The 18522-nt window shown below is 30.1% G+C and carries 12 protein-coding genes; 3 read left to right on the top strand and 9 right to left on the bottom strand.

Annotation, left to right across the window (positions count from 1 at the left end; genetic code table 11):
• Positions 1–173: 173 nt before the first annotated feature.
• Complete coding sequence (locus MR76_RS01820) at positions 174–1367, bottom strand: deoxyguanosinetriphosphate triphosphohydrolase (protein ID WP_024072004.1); 1194 nt, start codon at positions 1365–1367, stop codon at positions 174–176.
• A gap of 69 nt (positions 1368–1436) precedes the next feature.
• On the opposite strand from MR76_RS01820, the gene MR76_RS01815 reads away from it, so the two are divergent.
• Genes MR76_RS01815 through nuoI form a run of 3 tightly spaced genes read left to right on the top strand, consistent with a single transcriptional unit; the run spans position 1437 to position 3134 of the window.
• Complete coding sequence (locus MR76_RS01815; RefSeq protein WP_024072003.1) at positions 1437–1895, top strand: HesB/IscA family protein; 459 nt, start codon at positions 1437–1439, stop codon at positions 1893–1895.
• 14 nt (positions 1896–1909) lie between these two features.
• The gene (lepB, locus tag MR76_RS01810) at positions 1910–2617 is read left to right on the top strand and encodes a signal peptidase I (protein WP_024072002.1); all 708 of its coding nucleotides are present in this window, start codon (positions 1910–1912) and stop codon (positions 2615–2617) included.
• Positions 2618–2624: 7 nt separating this feature from the next.
• Positions 2625–3134, top strand: a complete 510-nt coding sequence (gene nuoI, locus MR76_RS01805; RefSeq protein WP_024072001.1) for an NADH-quinone oxidoreductase subunit NuoI — start codon at positions 2625–2627, stop codon at positions 3132–3134.
• A gap of 135 nt (positions 3135–3269) precedes the next feature.
• Here nuoI and MR76_RS01800 read toward each other — a convergent pair whose 3' ends face one another.
• The 8 genes from MR76_RS01800 to MR76_RS01765 all read right to left on the bottom strand — a co-directional run bounded on the left by MR76_RS01800 (position 3270) and on the right by MR76_RS01765 (position 18360).
• Positions 3270–3581, bottom strand: coding sequence for a hypothetical protein (locus MR76_RS01800; protein ID WP_235111308.1), 312 nt, complete (start codon positions 3579–3581; stop codon positions 3270–3272).
• Between the two features lie 173 nt (positions 3582–3754).
• A complete protein-coding gene (gene typA / locus MR76_RS01795) occupies positions 3755–5599 on the bottom strand; it encodes a translational GTPase TypA (RefSeq protein WP_024071999.1) in 1845 nt (614 codons plus the stop codon).
• A gap of 1984 nt (positions 5600–7583) precedes the next feature.
• Positions 7584–8453: a DUF3023 domain-containing protein gene (locus tag MR76_RS01790; RefSeq protein ID WP_024071998.1), complete on the bottom strand. Its 870-nt coding sequence runs from the start codon at positions 8451–8453 to the stop codon at positions 7584–7586.
• A gap of 1001 nt (positions 8454–9454) precedes the next feature.
• Positions 9455–10135, bottom strand: a complete 681-nt coding sequence (locus tag MR76_RS01785; protein WP_024071997.1) for a DUF3023 domain-containing protein — start codon at positions 10133–10135, stop codon at positions 9455–9457.
• Positions 10136–11455: 1320 nt separating this feature from the next.
• Positions 11456–13105, bottom strand: a complete 1650-nt coding sequence (locus tag MR76_RS01780) for a DUF3023 domain-containing protein (RefSeq protein ID WP_024071996.1) — start codon at positions 13103–13105, stop codon at positions 11456–11458.
• Positions 13106–13921: 816 nt separating this feature from the next.
• Positions 13922–14815, bottom strand: a complete 894-nt coding sequence (locus MR76_RS01775) for a DUF3023 domain-containing protein (RefSeq protein ID WP_024071994.1) — start codon at positions 14813–14815, stop codon at positions 13922–13924.
• 217 nt (positions 14816–15032) lie between these two features.
• Positions 15033–15929, bottom strand: a complete 897-nt coding sequence (gene hemC / locus MR76_RS01770; RefSeq protein WP_024071993.1) for a hydroxymethylbilane synthase — start codon at positions 15927–15929, stop codon at positions 15033–15035.
• Between the two features lie 1135 nt (positions 15930–17064).
• On the bottom strand, positions 17065–18360 hold the full coding sequence (locus tag MR76_RS01765) for a bifunctional folylpolyglutamate synthase/dihydrofolate synthase (RefSeq protein WP_024071992.1): 1296 nt from the start codon (positions 18358–18360) through the stop codon (positions 17065–17067).
• Between the last annotated feature and the right edge of the window lie 162 nt (positions 18361–18522).

Raw genomic sequence — 18522 nt, 5'->3', positions numbered from 1 at the left:
AATAAATACTTGGATCATTAATGCAAATACTACAAATAAAAATGTTTATAATAAATTGCACATACTAAAGTGGCTCGATAAAACATGCACACTGTACCTATTAAGTTATCAATAATATTTAAAAAAATAATTAATATAGTCTGTTATGATGTACAGACTATGGTCAATGCTTATTAAAATGCCAACATTTCGTAGGTTGAATCAAAAATTTTTCTATGTTCTTGAATAGCAAAACGATCAGTCATTCCTGAAATAAAATCACAAATTACAATTGATCGATCCATTAAATTCGAATCCATTGCCTTCATAGCCCAATCAGAAGGTAAAATCTGTGGGTCATCATAAAAAACTTGAAATAACTCCCTTATTATACGTTTTACCTTATTTTTTACTCTTTTTACTTTATAATAATTGTACAATTTTGTTCTGAGAAAATTCTGTAAACCTGTTTTATATTGATTCATCTCTTCAGAAAAATGAACAAGTGCCTTACCTAATTTCCTAATATCATCTTGAGAAGATATATCATACTCCTTAATATTACTTATAACTTGAGATACTATATCTGCTATCATAATATCAACAGTCTTTCTTAAAAATTCATGTATAATTCGATTATCAGATACATTTAATCCAAAATTATCATCTATAACTTTCTTTAATACTCCCCCAATTAATGGCAATTCCAATAATTCCTCTATAACTAAAATCTTTGCCCTTATTCCATCATCAATATCATGCATGTTATAAGCTATATCATCAGAAATAGCTGCAATTTGTGCTTCAGCACTAGAGTAATTATTAAGATCTAACTTATAATACGAATCATAATCTAACATAAGTTTATGTATTTTCTTACTTGAATTGACTCTATTTTTCCCTGTAATAGGACCGTTATGCTTAGCTACCCCTTCTAATGTTTCCCAAGTAAGGTTCATACCATCAAATTTTATATATCTTTTTTCTAACAATGTTAATATTCTCAAAGCCTGAATATTATGATCAAATCCTAAATGATGCATAGCCATTTCATTCAAAGCATCTTCTCCTGCATGTCCAAATGGAGGATGACCTAGGTCATGTGCTAAAGATATAGCCTCTGTCAAATCTTCATTAAACCTTAATTTTCTACTCAATAATCTTGCTATTTGAGCAACTTCAAGACTATGAGTTAATCGTGTTCTATAATAATCATTTTCATAATTAATAAATACCTGTGTTTTATACTGTAATTTACGAAATGCACCTGAATATATAATACGGTTATGATCCCTTTGATAACAGCTACAATATTGGTCTTCCTCTTCATGAAATATTCTACCTTTTGTCTCAGTAGGATTACATGCATATTTTACTAAATCTAACATAGTTATAATTTGACACAAAAAAAATATATGATATATTCGCTTGTTAATTTTTAATTCGGTATTGTATATATGTCAAACTTAAAGAGTGCAGACTTAACCCTTACAGAAAATGCTGTTAATAAAATTAAGCATTTAATCAATCAAGAAGAAGATGCAGGTTCTCTTTTATGTTTATCTGTTTCTGGTGGTGGATGTTCAGGGTTTCAATATAATTTTAACATTGGTAACATAAATACATTCCTTGCTAATGATGAAGATGACGAAGACGAAGATGATGATTATGATTTTCTTGATGAAGACGACGAAGAATATGATGATGAAGATGAGTTAGAGGGAGGAAGTAGCGCAAAATTTACTGTTTTTGATGAAGAAACAGGAAAGCCCCTATTATTGATAGACAAAGCATCCAATGATCTTCTAAAGCACTCTATAATAGATTATATTGAAGATATCAATGGATCAAGATTTATAGTAAATAATCCAATTGTAAAATCTAAATGTGGATGCGGTAATAGCTTTTCTATATAAGTAATGGTATAAATTTGAAAAAAAGTTATTCTTTTATAAAGTTTTCTTCAACTATATTTCTCGCCTTAGTTGTAGCCTTATTGTTGCGGGTCTTTTTATTTGAGCCGTTTCACATACCCTCTGGCTCAATGAAAAGTACGTTGTTAGTGGGTGATTATATATTTATCAGTAAGTATAGTTATGGCTATAGCAAACATTCTATTCCCTTTTCACCACCAATAATAAAAGGTCGTGTTTTTTCTAGATTACCAAAAGCTGGTGATGTTGTTGTATTTCGTCCACCTAAGGAATCAAATCTTCATTATATAAAAAGAGTTATTGGGGTACCTGGTGACAAAATACAGATTATTAATGGCTTTCTATACATTAATGGGCAAAAAATGAAGTATGAAAAATTAGACGACTTTATTGATGATGATGGAAAGGTAATTACTCGCTATTTGGAGACTTTATATAATGGAAATACTCACGAAGTGTTAGATGAAGTTCCAGACAGTCCACTTGATAATACTCCTGTATATAATGTACCTGAGGGACATGTTTTCGTTTTAGGAGATAACAGAGACAATTCACGAGATAGCAGGTTTATTACAGATGTTGGATATATACCTCTTGAAAATATCGTAGGTAAGGCTCATGTAGTAGCGTTGTCATTTAAAAAATCTGATACTGTGCTACCTTTTACAATAAGATTAAATAGAATATGGCATACTATTAATTAGAGTTATTATGATTTACAGGAAAAAAAATCCTAGATTATCGATTATTATAAACTTGATGCGGAGTATTTTCATTAATTGTAAGGGTATGTATATTACTTTACGTTACATGTTTAAACCGAAAGTAACATTAAATTATCCTTTAGAAAAAGGTCCTTTAAGCACAAGATTTAGAGGAGAACATGCATTGCGTAAATATAAGAATGGAGAAGAACGTTGTATAGCATGTAAATTGTGTGAAGCCATATGCCCAGCTCAAGCAATCACAATCGAAGCTCAAGAACGAAATGATGGTAGTCGTCGTGCGGTACGTTACGATATAGATATGACAAAATGTATATATTGTGGTTTTTGTCAGGAAGCATGTCCTGTAGATGCAATAGTAGAAGGTCCAAATTTTGAATATGCAACAGAAACAAGAGAAGAACTTATGTATAACAAAAGTAAGTTACTTCATAATGGACAAATATGGGAGGAAGCTATTGATTTAAGAATAAAAAAGAACAGTCAGTTTTACTAACAGAGAATTTTTATAATGAATCCGTATCTCTACATAGCTGCAGTAATCAAGGTTTTTGTGTTTTGAAAAAAATAGAATCTATTAAAATTATAAAATTCAGTAATTTATCTTCATAATTCTTTTAATCACCATATATCAAACAAGCAGATCATTCCTAATCTTTAGAGCTCTTTTATAGTTTAAATATACATTATTTAGCAATTCAATTATATCGTGATTATTACAAGATGATATAACACTTATATCAGATTTAATTGTATTACACTTATAATTTAACAGATCTACTAATTCTTTCTCTATATACTGAAGGTCTTTTACTGTTGCAAAATCTAATTGTTTTAAATACTCAATTTGTATACCAATAACATTTAGTATCTGTAATTGTATCTCAAAAATATCATGCAATATAAACACTAAAACCCCCATCAACATGAAATATATTCCCATATTTCTATAGAAGATTAGTTATTATAAATCTCTACCTTTTTACTTGATAAAAGAATACTAAAATATCTCGTTAATAAAAACTCAACTTTTGTTAAAAAACTTTATCCTCATAACTGAGCACCATAAAATCACTGTCATATGATCCTCTAATAAGAAAATTTAACTAAAAAAAACTAAACTATGTTCTTACTAGCACGAGAAGCACGCTTACGTTCATTAGGGTCTAAATATTTTTTACGTAAACGAATAGACTTAGGTGTACATTCAACTAATTCATCATCATTAATAAATGCTATCATTTCTTCTAAAGTCATTATCTTTGGCGGAACTAACCTTATTGCCTCATCTGAGCCCGCAGCTCTTATATTAGTCAATTGTTTACCTTTTAACACATTTACATCAATATCATTTTCACGATTATGAAGCCCAACAATCATACCGCAATATACCTTATCTTGAGGTTTGATAAACATAACACCACGATCCTGTAAATTAAATATTGCATAAGCTACTGCATCACCTTTATCAGTAGAAATAAGAACTCCATTATTTCTAGTAGGAATATGACCTCTATGTGGAGCATAACTATGAAATAATCGGTTAATAATTCCAGTACCATGAGAATCCGTTAAAAATTCGCCTTGATAGCCTATAAGACCACGTGAAGGGACCAAAAATATCATTCTTACTCTGTCCTTTCCAGATGGACGTAAATCTTGCATATCACCCTTACGGAAACTTAACTTTTCCATAATAACACCACTATATGCTTCATCTACATCTATAACAACTTCTTCTATAGGTTCTAAAACTTGTCCTTTTTCACCCTGTTGCAATAAAACACGAGGTCTAGATACAGATAATTCAAAACCTTCTCTTCTCATTGTCTCTATTAATACTCCAAGTTGCAGTTCTCCTCTTCCCCCAACTTCATACGCATCACCCTGCTCTGTTTCTTTAACTGTAATCGCCACATTTGTCTCAGCTTCAGCTATAAGTCGTGCTTTAATAACAGTTGATGTTAATTTTACTCCTTCTGTTCCAGCAAATGGTGAATCATTTACACCAATAGTAACTGCCATTGTCGGAGGATCAACAGGAGTTGATGTAATAGGAAAATTAATAGAGTTATCAAGAATACTATCAGATACAGAAGCCTTCTCAAGACCTGCTACAGCAATAATATCCCCAGCTTTTGCTTCCTTAATTGATATACGCTTTAACCCTGAAAATGCCAAAAGCTTTGTAAGCTTACCATATTCAACAACTTCACCAGATAAATTTAAGACTTTAACACTGTCATTAACTCGTGCTGTACCAGTATATATTTTTCCTGTTAATATTCTACCTAAAAATTTATCTGACTCTAATAAAGTCAATAACATACTAAATGGTGCATCAGCATCATAAGATACAGGCTTAACATGTTGAACAATTGCTTCAAACAATGGTACTAAATTTTCTCTATTATCAGATAAATTTTTAACACACCATCCATTTCTCCCTGACGCATATAATATTGGAAAATCCAATTGTTCATTAGTAGCATCTAGATTAATAAACAGCTCATACACTTCATCTAATACTTCATCTATTCTACTATCTGGTCTGTCAACCTTATTTATAATCACTATTGGTAATAACCCAGCCTTCAATGCTTTTGACAAAACAAACTTAGTCTGAGGCATAGGACCTTCTGAAGCATCAACAAGCAGTAAAACTCCATCTGCCATTGACAATACTCTTTCTACTTCTCCACCAAAATCTGCATGCCCTGGAGTATCAATTATATTAATTTTCTTACCTTGCCAAATAACAGACGTACATTTTGCTAAAATGGTAATACCACGTTCACGTTCTAAATCATTATTATCCATTACCCTTTCAGCTATATCTTGATTCTCCCTAAACGTACCACTCTGTTTTAACATACCATCTAATAGCGTTGTTTTCCCATGATCAACATGAGCAATAATTGCTAAATTACATATCGACTGATAATCACCTTGTGACAACATAATATCTCTTAAATTTTAAAATTCTACACACTAACTTATAGCATACATGTTACTAATCAACAAATACTGATTTAATAATTATTGGTATCTATTTATCCAAAACAAAAATATTTAAACTCTTTAATAAAATAAAAAAACAGTAATTTATATCGGACTATTATAAAAAAATAGCTACTTTATCTTATACTACAGAAACCTGAAAAATCAGAAATTATTTAATAAACAGTATTATTTAACCTAATTTAAATACTAAACTAACCATTATTAAAAAATATTTTTTTAACTCACGTATCTTTTTTGCTTATTTAAAATCAAAACCTGACCGCTACACACCATAAAACTAATAAACCTTTTCGATATTCTCTTTCATACAAAATTTGTTCTACATCCACAACATCTCTTAATCTTAACTACTAATTAAAACTACTTTTCACTATAACCTCTTTCTGTATTAGGATTATTTCCATAATATTTTGCATCAATTATCTCAATAAGTAAGCGAAAAGTACGGCATTAAGCTGAAGATTACTACTATTTTAGTATATTTTAAGATCTTTCTCGTTTAGATAAAGCACCTTACTTACATCAAAACACATTACTTGAGTACAATTACATAATGTATATGAGTAATTGTTTCACTTATTTTTCTATACTAATCTATAGTTACTGACTTAATCAGAAAATTTTTGTCAATTGAGAATCATATCTTGGCTAATCAATATAAACACCATATTGGATAAACATTGTTGTAAAATATAAAACCTTTAAACACTAATAAATCTTCCAACTTATTAGCTAAATATATCTACCTTGTGATTATTATATCTAATATATTACTAAATCCATTATATCCCTAGAAAATGTGTAGTATTTTATCCCTTTAATAAAAATAAAACTACTTGTATTCAGCAGAGATAACTCTCCATATCCTTAGAATTCTAATAACCACACACATAATCAACCATTAGACATAATAATTACTGTAAAGAAGCTTTTTCTGTTAAAAACTTTTTTTCAATCAATAAATAATATACTTCATCCATACAAAATATTATATCAAGAATATATTTCTTGGTATAGGTACGATTTTCTAAAATCATCAATTATGAGTTCTTGTACTAATATTTTTATACAAAACAATCCTAAAAGCCTAAAATTTATAAAGTTCTATTGCCTCTATCATCAGCATAACCTATATAATATTTTATATTGAACTATTATTTTCTCTACGAATTCGACCTCTGCAATATAATTTATTACTCAGTATTTGTTCTCCATATTACCGATAGTATATCCTACCACTACACCTAAAAAAATGAATTATCACTACTTGCTTACCAATTTCTCTAATTCCTGTTTTCTTTCACATAACAATAAACCTTCTTTTTACTAGAAGAAAATCCGCATTTAACTATACAACATCCGTTAAAAATTAAATTTTTACCATAAAGTCTCCACGTACACTAATTAATACAAATTTCTATAATTACTGAAATTTATTACAACCAATCCTTCCTATTTACACAATACCTGAAATACTTTATTAGTAAATTCACAAGACATTTTGATGAACATTCATACATATGAACTAAAAAGTACATATGCAATTTAGATAACTACTAAATGTCCAAGAATACTACTTACTAGATCATATGACTCCTTCCATAAAGTATCACATGTATTTATGGGTTTAGTAATATGCACCAACACTTTTATTATATTTTTCTAAATTCCAAAAATAGATACCCGTTTTAGCACTCAATTACGATCTTTATAATCCTAAAAGTTTATCACATGATACACAATTCGTAATTTATTCGCTTTTTTTACATACTCACTTGACATAAAACCTGATTTAAAGCCAAGTTACACAGCAACTTTTGTATGCTATACCACAATTTTATATCATACTCATGCTAAACAATACCTAACGTAGTAGAAATAGAACAACCACTAAATATAAAATCAACAGGTATTGTAATAGCTATTCTCTAGGCCCTCTAGATAACCCCATATCTGACTCAATCCCCTCAATAGAAAGATGCATTAATTCTGTCATTACTCCATCATCCACTGTCCTATATTTCTCTTCTCTTGCTTTTCTTTCTCGTGCTCTCTTATTTTTTTGTAAGAATTCCTGATATGCCATTGCACACTCTAGTTCATACTCCTCATTCACCTCTGGAACAAAACTTTCTTCAGCTACTCTTTTACTTTTTGGAACACAACTCCTACAGCATGAAGAACCGCCAGATTTTTCTGGGCTTACTGAAAATTCTAACTCTAAGTTTGAAAAATTTTGCAAATAATCATATGCATTAAATCGCCGATCACGCGGTCCTCCAGGTATCCTACTTAATACAAAATCCCCATAATTACTAAGATTAAAATAAGTAATTCTTTGCATTCTAAAGAGACATCTAATACCAGCTAACCTAGAAATAATTCTTTGCATTCTAGAGGGACCTCTCATACCAGCTAACCTGGCATGTACTTCCTTCATAAATTTATTAATATTGAATTGATTAACCAAAAAGTACGACTGGAATTTTACAGAACGAGTAAATGGCCCCATATTCCACCTACCTACTAACGCACGTAATTCTGGATCATGTCTTAGCGCACTAGCTGGTATTTTACCTTTTACTAAAAACAAAGTATTTCCAGTACTTGAAACAGTCAAATCCTGATTTTTACTACCTTCATCAATATGCAGTAACATCTTGCCACTAGGTCCAGTATTACCTACTATACAAATTGACTCTATATTTAAACCGGCATTACAAGATGATATCTTTCGGCACAAAGCAACGTTATAACTTCTTTCCGCTTCTAAAGCTCTACTACCTAACATATAAACAACCACATAATTTACACACTTTCCTTATAATATATAGATATTACAGAAACTTCTTAACTCTAATATTAAAGACATAATTATAACACCTCAATTTAGAAAGAAATACTATCCACTAACCAATACAAATATAAATCTTCGAAAAATTCTAAATTTTATATTACATTTATATAAATGATGTTTTTGAATTTATTATTACAGAATTCTTTAATATCTTAAAGATGATATCTTCTGCACAAAGCAACGTTATAACTTCTTGCCGCTTCTAAAGCTCTACTACCTAACATATAAACAACCACATAATTTACACACTTTCCTTATAATATATAGATATTACAGAAACTTCTTAACTCTAATATTAAAGACATAATTATAACACCTCAATTTAGAAAGAAATACTATCCACTAACCAATACAAATATAAATCTTCGAAAAATTCTAAATTTTATATTACATTTATATAAATGATGTTTTTGAATTTATTATTAATAATGTCTTTGAATTTATTATTACAGAATTCTTTAATATCTTAAAGATGATATCTTCTGCACAAAGCAACGTTATAACTTCTTGCCGCTTCTAAAGCTCTACTACCTAACATATAAACAACCACATAATTTACACACTTTCCTTATAATATATAGATATTACAGAAACTTCTTAACTCTAATATTAAAGACATAATTATAACACCTCAATTTAGAAAGAAATACTATCTACTAACCAATACAAATATAAATCTTCGAAAAATTCTAAATTTTATGTTACATTTATATAAATGATGTCTTTGAACTTATTATTACAGAATTGGGTAATATCTTAAATTTTAAATGCAATCAATAAATTCCAGTAATGTTATACTAGTTTTTTTATTCATTACTTGAAGCTAAATACGGATTCATATTGTGTCTTCATATTATTGCTGATACCACATAAAATTGTTCAAATATCTAAGCTATATGTTATGACTGATAACAAAACTAATAAATATTGTTTCATTATCTTCTATAATCTCTTATATTACTCTCAACATGCTCAATAGAAAGACCCATTAACTGTGTCATTACGTCATCATATGGATCAAAAACTTCACTTTCACTCTGGGCTACACTTACTGATTGATGCTCTTTAATATATTTCCTATAATCTTCACGTGGTAAACATCTTAAGTTCAGATTACCAAGACATTCTAAATCTTTTTCCTCAGAAAAAATATCAGCATAAGGTCCACCATGTACTTTAGCTAATATACATGCCCCATAATTTTTCAAACTTTTAAATTTTGTAATACCTCGTGATAGATTACACGCTAGATGCTCCACAAATGCTTCAGTATATATTTGCGTTAAAAAGTACATGTCTATACTATAATAATTATGCAATACTCCAGGAACACTACCCATAAGATCACATAATTCTTCATCATCACGTACTGTATCAGCTGGCAATCTACACTTCAGTAAAAATAAAGTTGCACTGCCCTCTATATCTACATCTGGAAGAACTAATTCCCTATCCTTATAACTTTTAGGAGCCGCCTCTAACACAACCTGATCTGTAGGGTCACTAACACCTATCGGATAAGCTGCCCTGACATGAATGATATCATCACGTAATAACCTTTCACATAACCTATTATTGTAATTTTTCCTAGCTTCTAATGAATTATTACCTAACATATAATACAACCATTATTTTTATAATATTTATCTAAATAACAACTTTTACTATAAAAATTTTAAATGATTCGTCATTTTTAATCAATACAAAATAAATACTTTTACACAAATAACAACCCATTCATTAGCATATAATCAATTCCATACAGAACACTACTTATTTTGATATAAAAAATATAATAAAAAACCCCACCCATAGCTACCAGACAATAATATAAAAATTTTCTCTTAGCTAAGAATAATAAATATCAACGACTTTAATTGGTAAGTCATTACTATAACAATACTACTTAATTAACTAGTTCAATATAGAATATTAGATCAATATATAGGAGAAAAATACCTTATAAGGCTTCTACCATTTACCTGTTTATTACAACATACTTTCCTATTACTTCTTATACCTAGAAACTTAAGCTGCATATTATATACAATACAAGAACATCAACCTATAATTCTCCACTATTTAGTTGGTTATTATGTTCATTACTTTCCTAGCATATCTATATTTTAAGATATTATATCACCTGATACAGGTCCTACATTATTTTATCTATTCTATCTCTTGATATACAAGAAATACTACTCTCCATTGACTTTAACCATAAAAAGTTTTCACAAATCACCTAAATCTTTTACTTAATAAAAATCACCGGTCGTATATGACCCACTACATACACTACCTGATCTTACTTAATACAAATCACTAAGACTCATCACAAAATAAAAAAACATCTACAGAAGATGTTTATAAATACATCACTAGCAAACCTGCTAATTACCACTCCATTAATCTATAATGATACATACAAACTTCCATATCACTGACAAACTAATACTACTAGATTATATAATCCTAGATCTTTCATTACTATAATCTTTACATCTCACTTTTAGTAAAATATCAGTTAGGAAATTAAAATATGTATCAGATTGTACCCTTATGAATTCTAGAAGCATGTACCAATATTTAACATCAACACTACTTCCATATATACTGATTATAGTGATATTTCCTTATATTTTCATATATCCTCAATTTCCATCATCAAACATACTTAACTGTTATAATTCATAATAGTCTTCTGCTATATGCTTTCATAAGTGTAAACTGGTTCAACTATGAGCAATCATTAGTATACTAAATATATCTAATGCTTCAAATGGCAACCTTAATAACTTCTATAATGATCTTTAACAGTAATATAGATTGAATATAAAATAAGAACAACTACCAATACATATCTTAACACCATTTATTAAAAGATATTCTCCAAAATAACGGTTTTAATTAAAAATACCATCCTTATTAGATATACACTACTTACTCAATCCCGAATATTCATCTCTCCTTATCGCATGTTCCAAACAAATAGAAAGATTTTGTAACCTTGTTCTCACTATTTCTGTTTGTCGCCTACCTGTTCTTTCTTCAATTACTAAACGCATTCTTTCACGACACCTAACAGTAGATCTTACTGATACTCCACCCACTGCACCTAATGGTAAATCTTCAGATTCTGATACTCCACCCACTGCACCTAATGGCAAATCTTCAGATTCTGATACTCCACCCACTGCACCTAATGGCAAATCTTCAGATTCTGATACTCCACCAACCGCACCTAATGGCAAATCTTCAGATTCTGATACTTCACCAACCGCACCTAATGGCATATTATCACCACTAGATCTTGATCTTACTAACGTCCATTTCCTTGAACCCAGTAATCCACGTGAAGATTCTACAAAGAAATCTGCTGATAACTGTGCAACATCCTGTAATGCGAATACATCATTAAATTTTGTAGCAGCATCTATTCTATGTACCCTAACATACACCAAGCTTGCGCTATCAAAAAAATTTGGAATAGAAGTCGAGTAAAAACGTTTTGTCTTCTTACATACACACTCTAAGAACTTTGAATAATGTGTTGGATTAACTAAACAATACAAGGTTACTGAAGGATTAAACAAATCAACAGACTTGAACTCTAGAGTATTTTTCAAGGCTGTATTCTGTTGTAATACATTACGTGGTAATTTACAGGTCACTACCCAAAAAGTCTGTCCCTTAGTTGGATGTAATATACTAGGAATTTGACATTCAGCAACTGGAGATATACCCATAATTTGTTCTTGCGAGAGATCATTCGCCACTATAGCCCCATCTCCTATTTTAACCAAACACCTGTCATTACGTCTAGCTATATTAACCTGGAGAGTACCATCAACCCTAGTACCACCTATTAAATGACATGACTTAACCAACAGATGTGGTAACTGCTTTAACTCTTTACATAATGTACTATTTTGCTCTCTTAGACACACTAAATCGTGTGGAGATGTTGCATCGGTTGTGGCTACTAAATTTTCTATAAAATAAATTGCTGTGAGCTGTGCAACACTTTCTAATGCTTCTGCTTCACTAAATCCCTGATCATAGCCTACTCCACGTACCCTAACATATATCAGTTTCACAAAACTAAAAAAATTTGAAACAGTAGCAGAGCGAAAATATCCTACCTGGCTACGTACATATTTTAAGAAATCTGGATAACATCCTGGGTCAACTAAACAATACAATGCTAATTTGAGATTAGGTAACAGCATAGCAGCACCTACAAGATCTCTCAATATTGTATTTTGTTGTAGTACCTCACGTGATAATTTACACTTCACTAACCAAAGAGTTTGTCCATTAGTTGGATGTAATATCCCAGGAATTTCATCTCCATGAACTACAGTAGGCAAACCATCACCACCAGCACTTACAAGCCCCTCGTTTACTACAGTCAAAGGCTTTTTATGCCGATGATGTTTAGTTACTCTAACCTGGAATATATTATCAAGCCTAGTACCACCTATTAAATAACATCTCTCAATATGCAGTTCTGGTAAACTAGCTACAGCATTGCACAACTGTCTATTGTGCTCTCTCCTACATTGTAAATCTCTATAATCTAACATAACCTTACTTTTTATTTACAATAACTCAACACTTTATCCAATATATAAAACATATTTATCAAAAATATTAAATATTTAAAAAATAATTAATATCCTATCAAGTATATCACAATTATGCAAATACAATAAAAATTGTATAATTCTTATCTAGTTTCAACCCAACATAAATAAATATTTTAATGTAAACAGAAGTACTATGCTTAAACAAAGCTTTAAATTACATTTTCCAATAATGCATACTCAATTTATCTAATAACTTATTTCCCATATTGAACCCTGATGTTTCTGCATCATATTCTTAAAGTAATAATCTGAAAATACCATGTTTTTTATCCGAAAACATAATATACAAACCGTATCGTCATCAACATACTGAGCAAGTGCTGTTAATAGTATACCACAAGAACATTGATTATTCTCAAGAAACCCTTTCAGCAATCACACAAATTTAAGATTTATGACAGCTTAAGACTTTAATTTTTCCTATTATATTAGGATCACTAACTCTATATTGAATACCTACTACATCACTACACTTAACATTATTTTAGAATCTAATGCCTACACTACATCTATTTATTCTAATTGATCAGTTTCAACTAATATCATACTATCACATTTACAAATATTAAACTTCCAGTAATAGGAAGGAACTATTTGCAGATCTGAACGTAAATAATTTAGTTGTACTTTCTCTCCTTCAAGAAGATGTACCTACAGCTAGATAAGCAAAAATAAAATGTTTCTTATTAATAACCAGAAGAATTAGCTTTATAACTCAAAACATTATCTTATTTAAGTATATATTACCTAATATCAAGATAAGAACTGATCTCTCGCTATCTTCCTCTCTAAACAACAAGCAAGACTTTTTAATTCATCCAGCACTGCACCTACTTTTTGCTTATTATCTTCTCCTCGAGATCTCGATACTCCACCTTCTGCAATTAATGGTAGCTCTTCACTTGCTGATACTCCACCTTCTGCCCCGAATACTGATAGATCAGAAGCAAATGGTATACCACTACCACCATACCTAGACACTGATCTCACCATTGTCCATCGTGTTGTATCTGCTGTGCTGTGTCCATCATCTTTTACAAAAAAATCTCCTAATAAACCTGCAACATCCTTTAAAGCAAATAACTCAGAAAACTTCTTATCTTGCAGGAATCCACGCACTCTAACATACACTAAGTCTACTATATGCAAAAAATTTGGAATAGCTACGTATCCAAAACACCTTGAATTGTCAACTACAATTCTGAAAAAATCATTACAATATTCTGGATCAACTAAACAGTACAATGATATTTTGACCTCAGGAGATAGTGGATTGAAACCTACAAGATCTTTTAATCTTGGATTGTTATTTAACATATCACGTGATAATTTACTCTTCACTATCCAAAGACTTCTTCCACTACTAAAAGGTAATATATCAGGAATTTCATGTTCACTAACTGGACACATACCCATAATTTGTTCCCTAGAGAGAACATTAAAACCTTGACCTCCAGCACCTACCGTAGAGAAAGGTCGCTCACCTAGATGGACATTACTTATCTTAACCTGTAAACTATGATCAGGCCTAGTAGCACCTATTACATGACATCTTCCAAGTAATATGTGTTTTAATGTTTTTACTTCTTTACATAATTGAGCATTACTCACCTGCAAAGATTTTAAATCTTCTTTACTAACTAACATAACCTTATTGTGAATTTAGAATAAATCAATACCTTGAATATACATAATATATTTACTCAAAGTATTAAATTATAAAAAACAATTAACCCCCTTGTCAAGTACACCACAAGCATGCAAATATAATAAACATTATATAACTCTTATCTGTTTAAATCTAAAATGAGTATTTTGATATAACAGATTAGTAATCCATCAACAAATTTTTAAATCATATCTTTTAATAATGCGTACTCAACTTATCTATTAACTTATTTCCTATATCAATACCCGATTTTTCTGCATCACATTCTTTAAAGTAGCAATCTGAAAATACCATATTTTTTTCATTTGAAAGCATACAAGACATATAAATTGTATCATTATCAACGTACTGAGCAAGTGCTGCTAATGGTGTATCACAAGAACCATTGATTGTTCTCAAAAAACTTCTTTCAGCCATTATACAAACGTAAGATTTATGACAATTCAAAACTTTAATTTTCTCTATTATATTATAGTCATTAGCTCTACACTGAACACCTATTGCCCCTTGCCCTACTGCACTTAACATCATTTTAGGATCTAACACCTCTTTGATTACATAACACCTATCTATTCTGATTAATCCAGCTTCAGCTAATACTATACCATCATACTCACCAATATTAGACTTCAATATTCTAGTATCTATATTACCTCTAATAGGAACTATTTGAAGATCTGGACGTAAATAATTTAGTTGTACTTTTCTCCTTACAGAAGATGTACCTACAGTTGCATTAAGAGGAAGTGACTTTATATCTTGATACTTAGAGGAAATAAAAACATCATATGGACTACTACGTTTTAGTATACAAGGAATGATCAATCCTTCACAATAAAAAGCTGGTATATCTTTTACTGAATGTACAGCTAAGTCCACCTCTTCTGCTAGTAATGCTTCTTCTATTTCTTTGATAAATAACCCCTTTCCACCTATAGTACTCAAGTGAACTTTATTATTAATGTCTCCAGAAGTATTAATCTTAACAATCTGAACATTAATTTCAGGAAAATATCTGTTCAACAGATTTTTAACTTCCAACGTTTGTGCTATAGCTAAAATACTATCTCTTGTTCCAATCCTTATGTTCATAATGAATTAGCAAAACATTTATAAAATAACCTAATAATAACAAAACTATACACTACATGCTACAGCATTGCATATTTATAAACAAATTAACACTATATTATGAACAAAGCAAATATGAAAATTAATATTATAAATTTCAATATTACAACAAATATGCCATTAAATTTTACATTATTTGTAATCCTATGATTAAAAAGTTTGGCATTACTTGATTTTAAATCTGAAAAAACAACTTAAGATCTCTCAAAGATAACAATTTTAAAACTCTTTGCAGAATATTAATAATACATCCACATTAGATAAGAACCTCAGCATGACAATTGAAAAGATTATAAATTATAAACTTAATGTCGTAACATGAGAACGTGGCTGCTACTTTAAAATATAAAATAAATAGATAAACTTACAAAATATAAAATTACTATATAATAAAATTAGGTCTCGTATTTATAAAATCAGAACAGGAAGAATCCATGTTCTTGGATATGCCACCAGTTAAATTTTTCTATTACCAGTATGAAAAATGCACTCACTGCTCAAATATAGAATAAACATTATAGATATACAGGTTTCATATCCATGAAACAGAACAGAGGGAATCCACATCATAGAATATACCACCTGTTAAATTTTTCTATTACCAGTATGAAAAATGTGTCTACCACTCAAACACAGAACAAAAAATAAGTTCCTGAATATAAATTTGCTATATAATTAAACATGACATATGCACATACCATTATAGATCACAAGAAATCTTGGCAACTTAAAAGATACAGCCTAATATAAAAATGATATATCCTATTTTTGGTTAATTTTAACATGAAATCTTGTAATATGACAGCCCAATTTCGGATTAAACATACATTAGTTCACAATAGTATTACAGAAAAATATTTTTTCGTTTTCCAACATATAACTTCTTCTATCAAAATCCCTCAAAATAATAATAAAAACAGTATATTAGGAAACCAAACCTACATTTGTGCTGTGATAATTTCGTTTACAAATAGATATCAACTCAAGTATCATTTTACAGAAAGATATGCCAAAATATACTTATCTTACAAACATCCCTAAAGACCAATAATAAGCTATATGTATCAATACAATATATCCATAAGGTAAAAAGTTACTATTTTATACCATTCTCTAATAGAACATCTCCAGCCAAAAACAATGATCCACAAATTAAAATTGTAGACTTCTTATTATGATCTCCTACCTGCAATATTTTAGAAATTGCATCTACTAAAGTCTCAGACGCAACCGCTTCTATACCTAATGATAATGCAGTTTGTAACAGCTCTTCTGCAGTTTGCGCTCTCGGTTCAGATTTCACACAAACACTAGATAAAAATTTTATATGAGGCTTTAAATGACTTAAGAATACAACACTATCTTTTTCTCTAGTCATTCCAATAATAATATATAAATCCCCTAACTCATTATTCTGTATCCAATGCGACAACATTTCAGCACCAGAAGGGTTATGAGCCCCATCCAAAAATAATTGCCACAGTTGAGGTATCATTGTAGATAAAAAACCAGTATTAATTGCTTCCAATCTAGCTGGCCAATAAGCTTGTGTTATACCTTGAACAATATTTTCATAATCTATATTATATCCAAATTTACCAGAAAGTATGCTACAAGCAGCAATCGCATTGCCTGCATTGATTATCTGATGTTCTCCTTGTAATGAAGGTAGAGGAAAAAATAATTCATCAACACTATTTTTAAAAAGCATACTATCTCCTCTTTTTTTACAAAACCAATCAATTCCACCTCGATATAATGGAACGCTGTTTTTAATTGCATAACACTCAAAAACTTTCATTATAGAATCTTGGTTCTGAGGAGCAATAACACACGTGACATTCTCCTTCATTATCCCAGCTTTCTCAGCAGCTATTAATTCAACAGTATCACCTAATACTTCTGTATGTTCTAATGATATTGCAGTAATTATATTTAATATCGGGTGTACTACATTTGTTGCATCAAGACGCCCACCCATACCAGTTTCTAGTAACACAATATCTGCTTTAACTTCCGAAAATGCAAGTAATATTGCTGCAGTTGTACCTTCAAAAAAAGTAAGAGGTATGCCTACACTTGCTTCTCTACAAATTTCTAGAACCTCATATAAATATTTATCAGATATCTTTTCCCCAGCAACTATAGCCCTTTCATTAAATTCTATTAGATGTGGTGAAGTATAAATATGTGTTTTTAATCCCGCAGCATTTAAAATATAACGCATAAATGCTATAGTTGATCCTTTGCCATTAGTTCCAGCAACATGTACTACTGGAGGTAACTTTTTTTCAGGATTACCTAAATTATTCAAAACCTGCTTAATTCTATCAAGAACCATATCAGATGGTCGAAAACCTAAAGGCTTTGGCCAGTGGGGCATATATACCATACCTTATCTCCCTATTTTAAATAGCAACTCATATCATAACTTCTCATAACTTCATAAATAATAATAAATAAACCTATATTTCAAACGTCCTTACTAATATAAATACATCTATATCTTTTTATTTGAATACTATAATTAATTTTCAGGAAAACTGGATCTTCA

This window comes from Ehrlichia muris AS145 (assembly GCF_000508225.1).
GTDB classification, from domain to species: Bacteria; Pseudomonadota; Alphaproteobacteria; order Rickettsiales; family Anaplasmataceae; genus Ehrlichia; species Ehrlichia muris.
The sequence above is the reverse complement of the archived record's forward strand: the minus strand, read 5'-3'. Positions and strand labels throughout refer to the sequence as shown.

Coding starts and splice junctions, on each gene's coding strand:
- MR76_RS01820 (WP_024072004.1), bottom strand. CDS start 1,367: ATGTTAGATTTAGTAAAATATGCATGTAATCCTACTGAGACAAAAGGT.
- MR76_RS01815 (WP_024072003.1), top strand. CDS start 1,437: ATGTCAAACTTAAAGAGTGCAGACTTAACCCTTACAGAAAATGCTGTT.
- nuoI (WP_024072001.1), top strand. CDS start 2,625: ATGATTTACAGGAAAAAAAATCCTAGATTATCGATTATTATAAACTTG.
- MR76_RS01800 (WP_235111308.1), bottom strand. CDS start 3,581: ATGGGAATATATTTCATGTTGATGGGGGTTTTAGTGTTTATATTGCAT.
- typA (WP_024071999.1), bottom strand. CDS start 5,599: ATGTTGTCACAAGGTGATTATCAGTCGATATGTAATTTAGCAATTATT.
- MR76_RS01790 (WP_024071998.1), bottom strand. CDS start 8,453: ATGTTAGGTAGTAGAGCTTTAGAAGCGGAAAGAAGTTATAACGTTGCT.
- MR76_RS01785 (WP_024071997.1), bottom strand. CDS start 10,135: ATGTTAGGTAATAATTCATTAGAAGCTAGGAAAAATTACAATAATAGG.
- MR76_RS01780 (WP_024071996.1), bottom strand. CDS start 13,105: ATGTTAGATTATAGAGATTTACAATGTAGGAGAGAGCACAATAGACAG.
- MR76_RS01775 (WP_024071994.1), bottom strand. CDS start 14,815: ATGTTAGTTAGTAAAGAAGATTTAAAATCTTTGCAGGTGAGTAATGCT.
- hemC (WP_024071993.1), bottom strand. CDS start 15,929: ATGAACATAAGGATTGGAACAAGAGATAGTATTTTAGCTATAGCACAA.
- MR76_RS01765 (WP_024071992.1), bottom strand. CDS start 18,360: ATGGTATATATGCCCCACTGGCCAAAGCCTTTAGGTTTTCGACCATCT.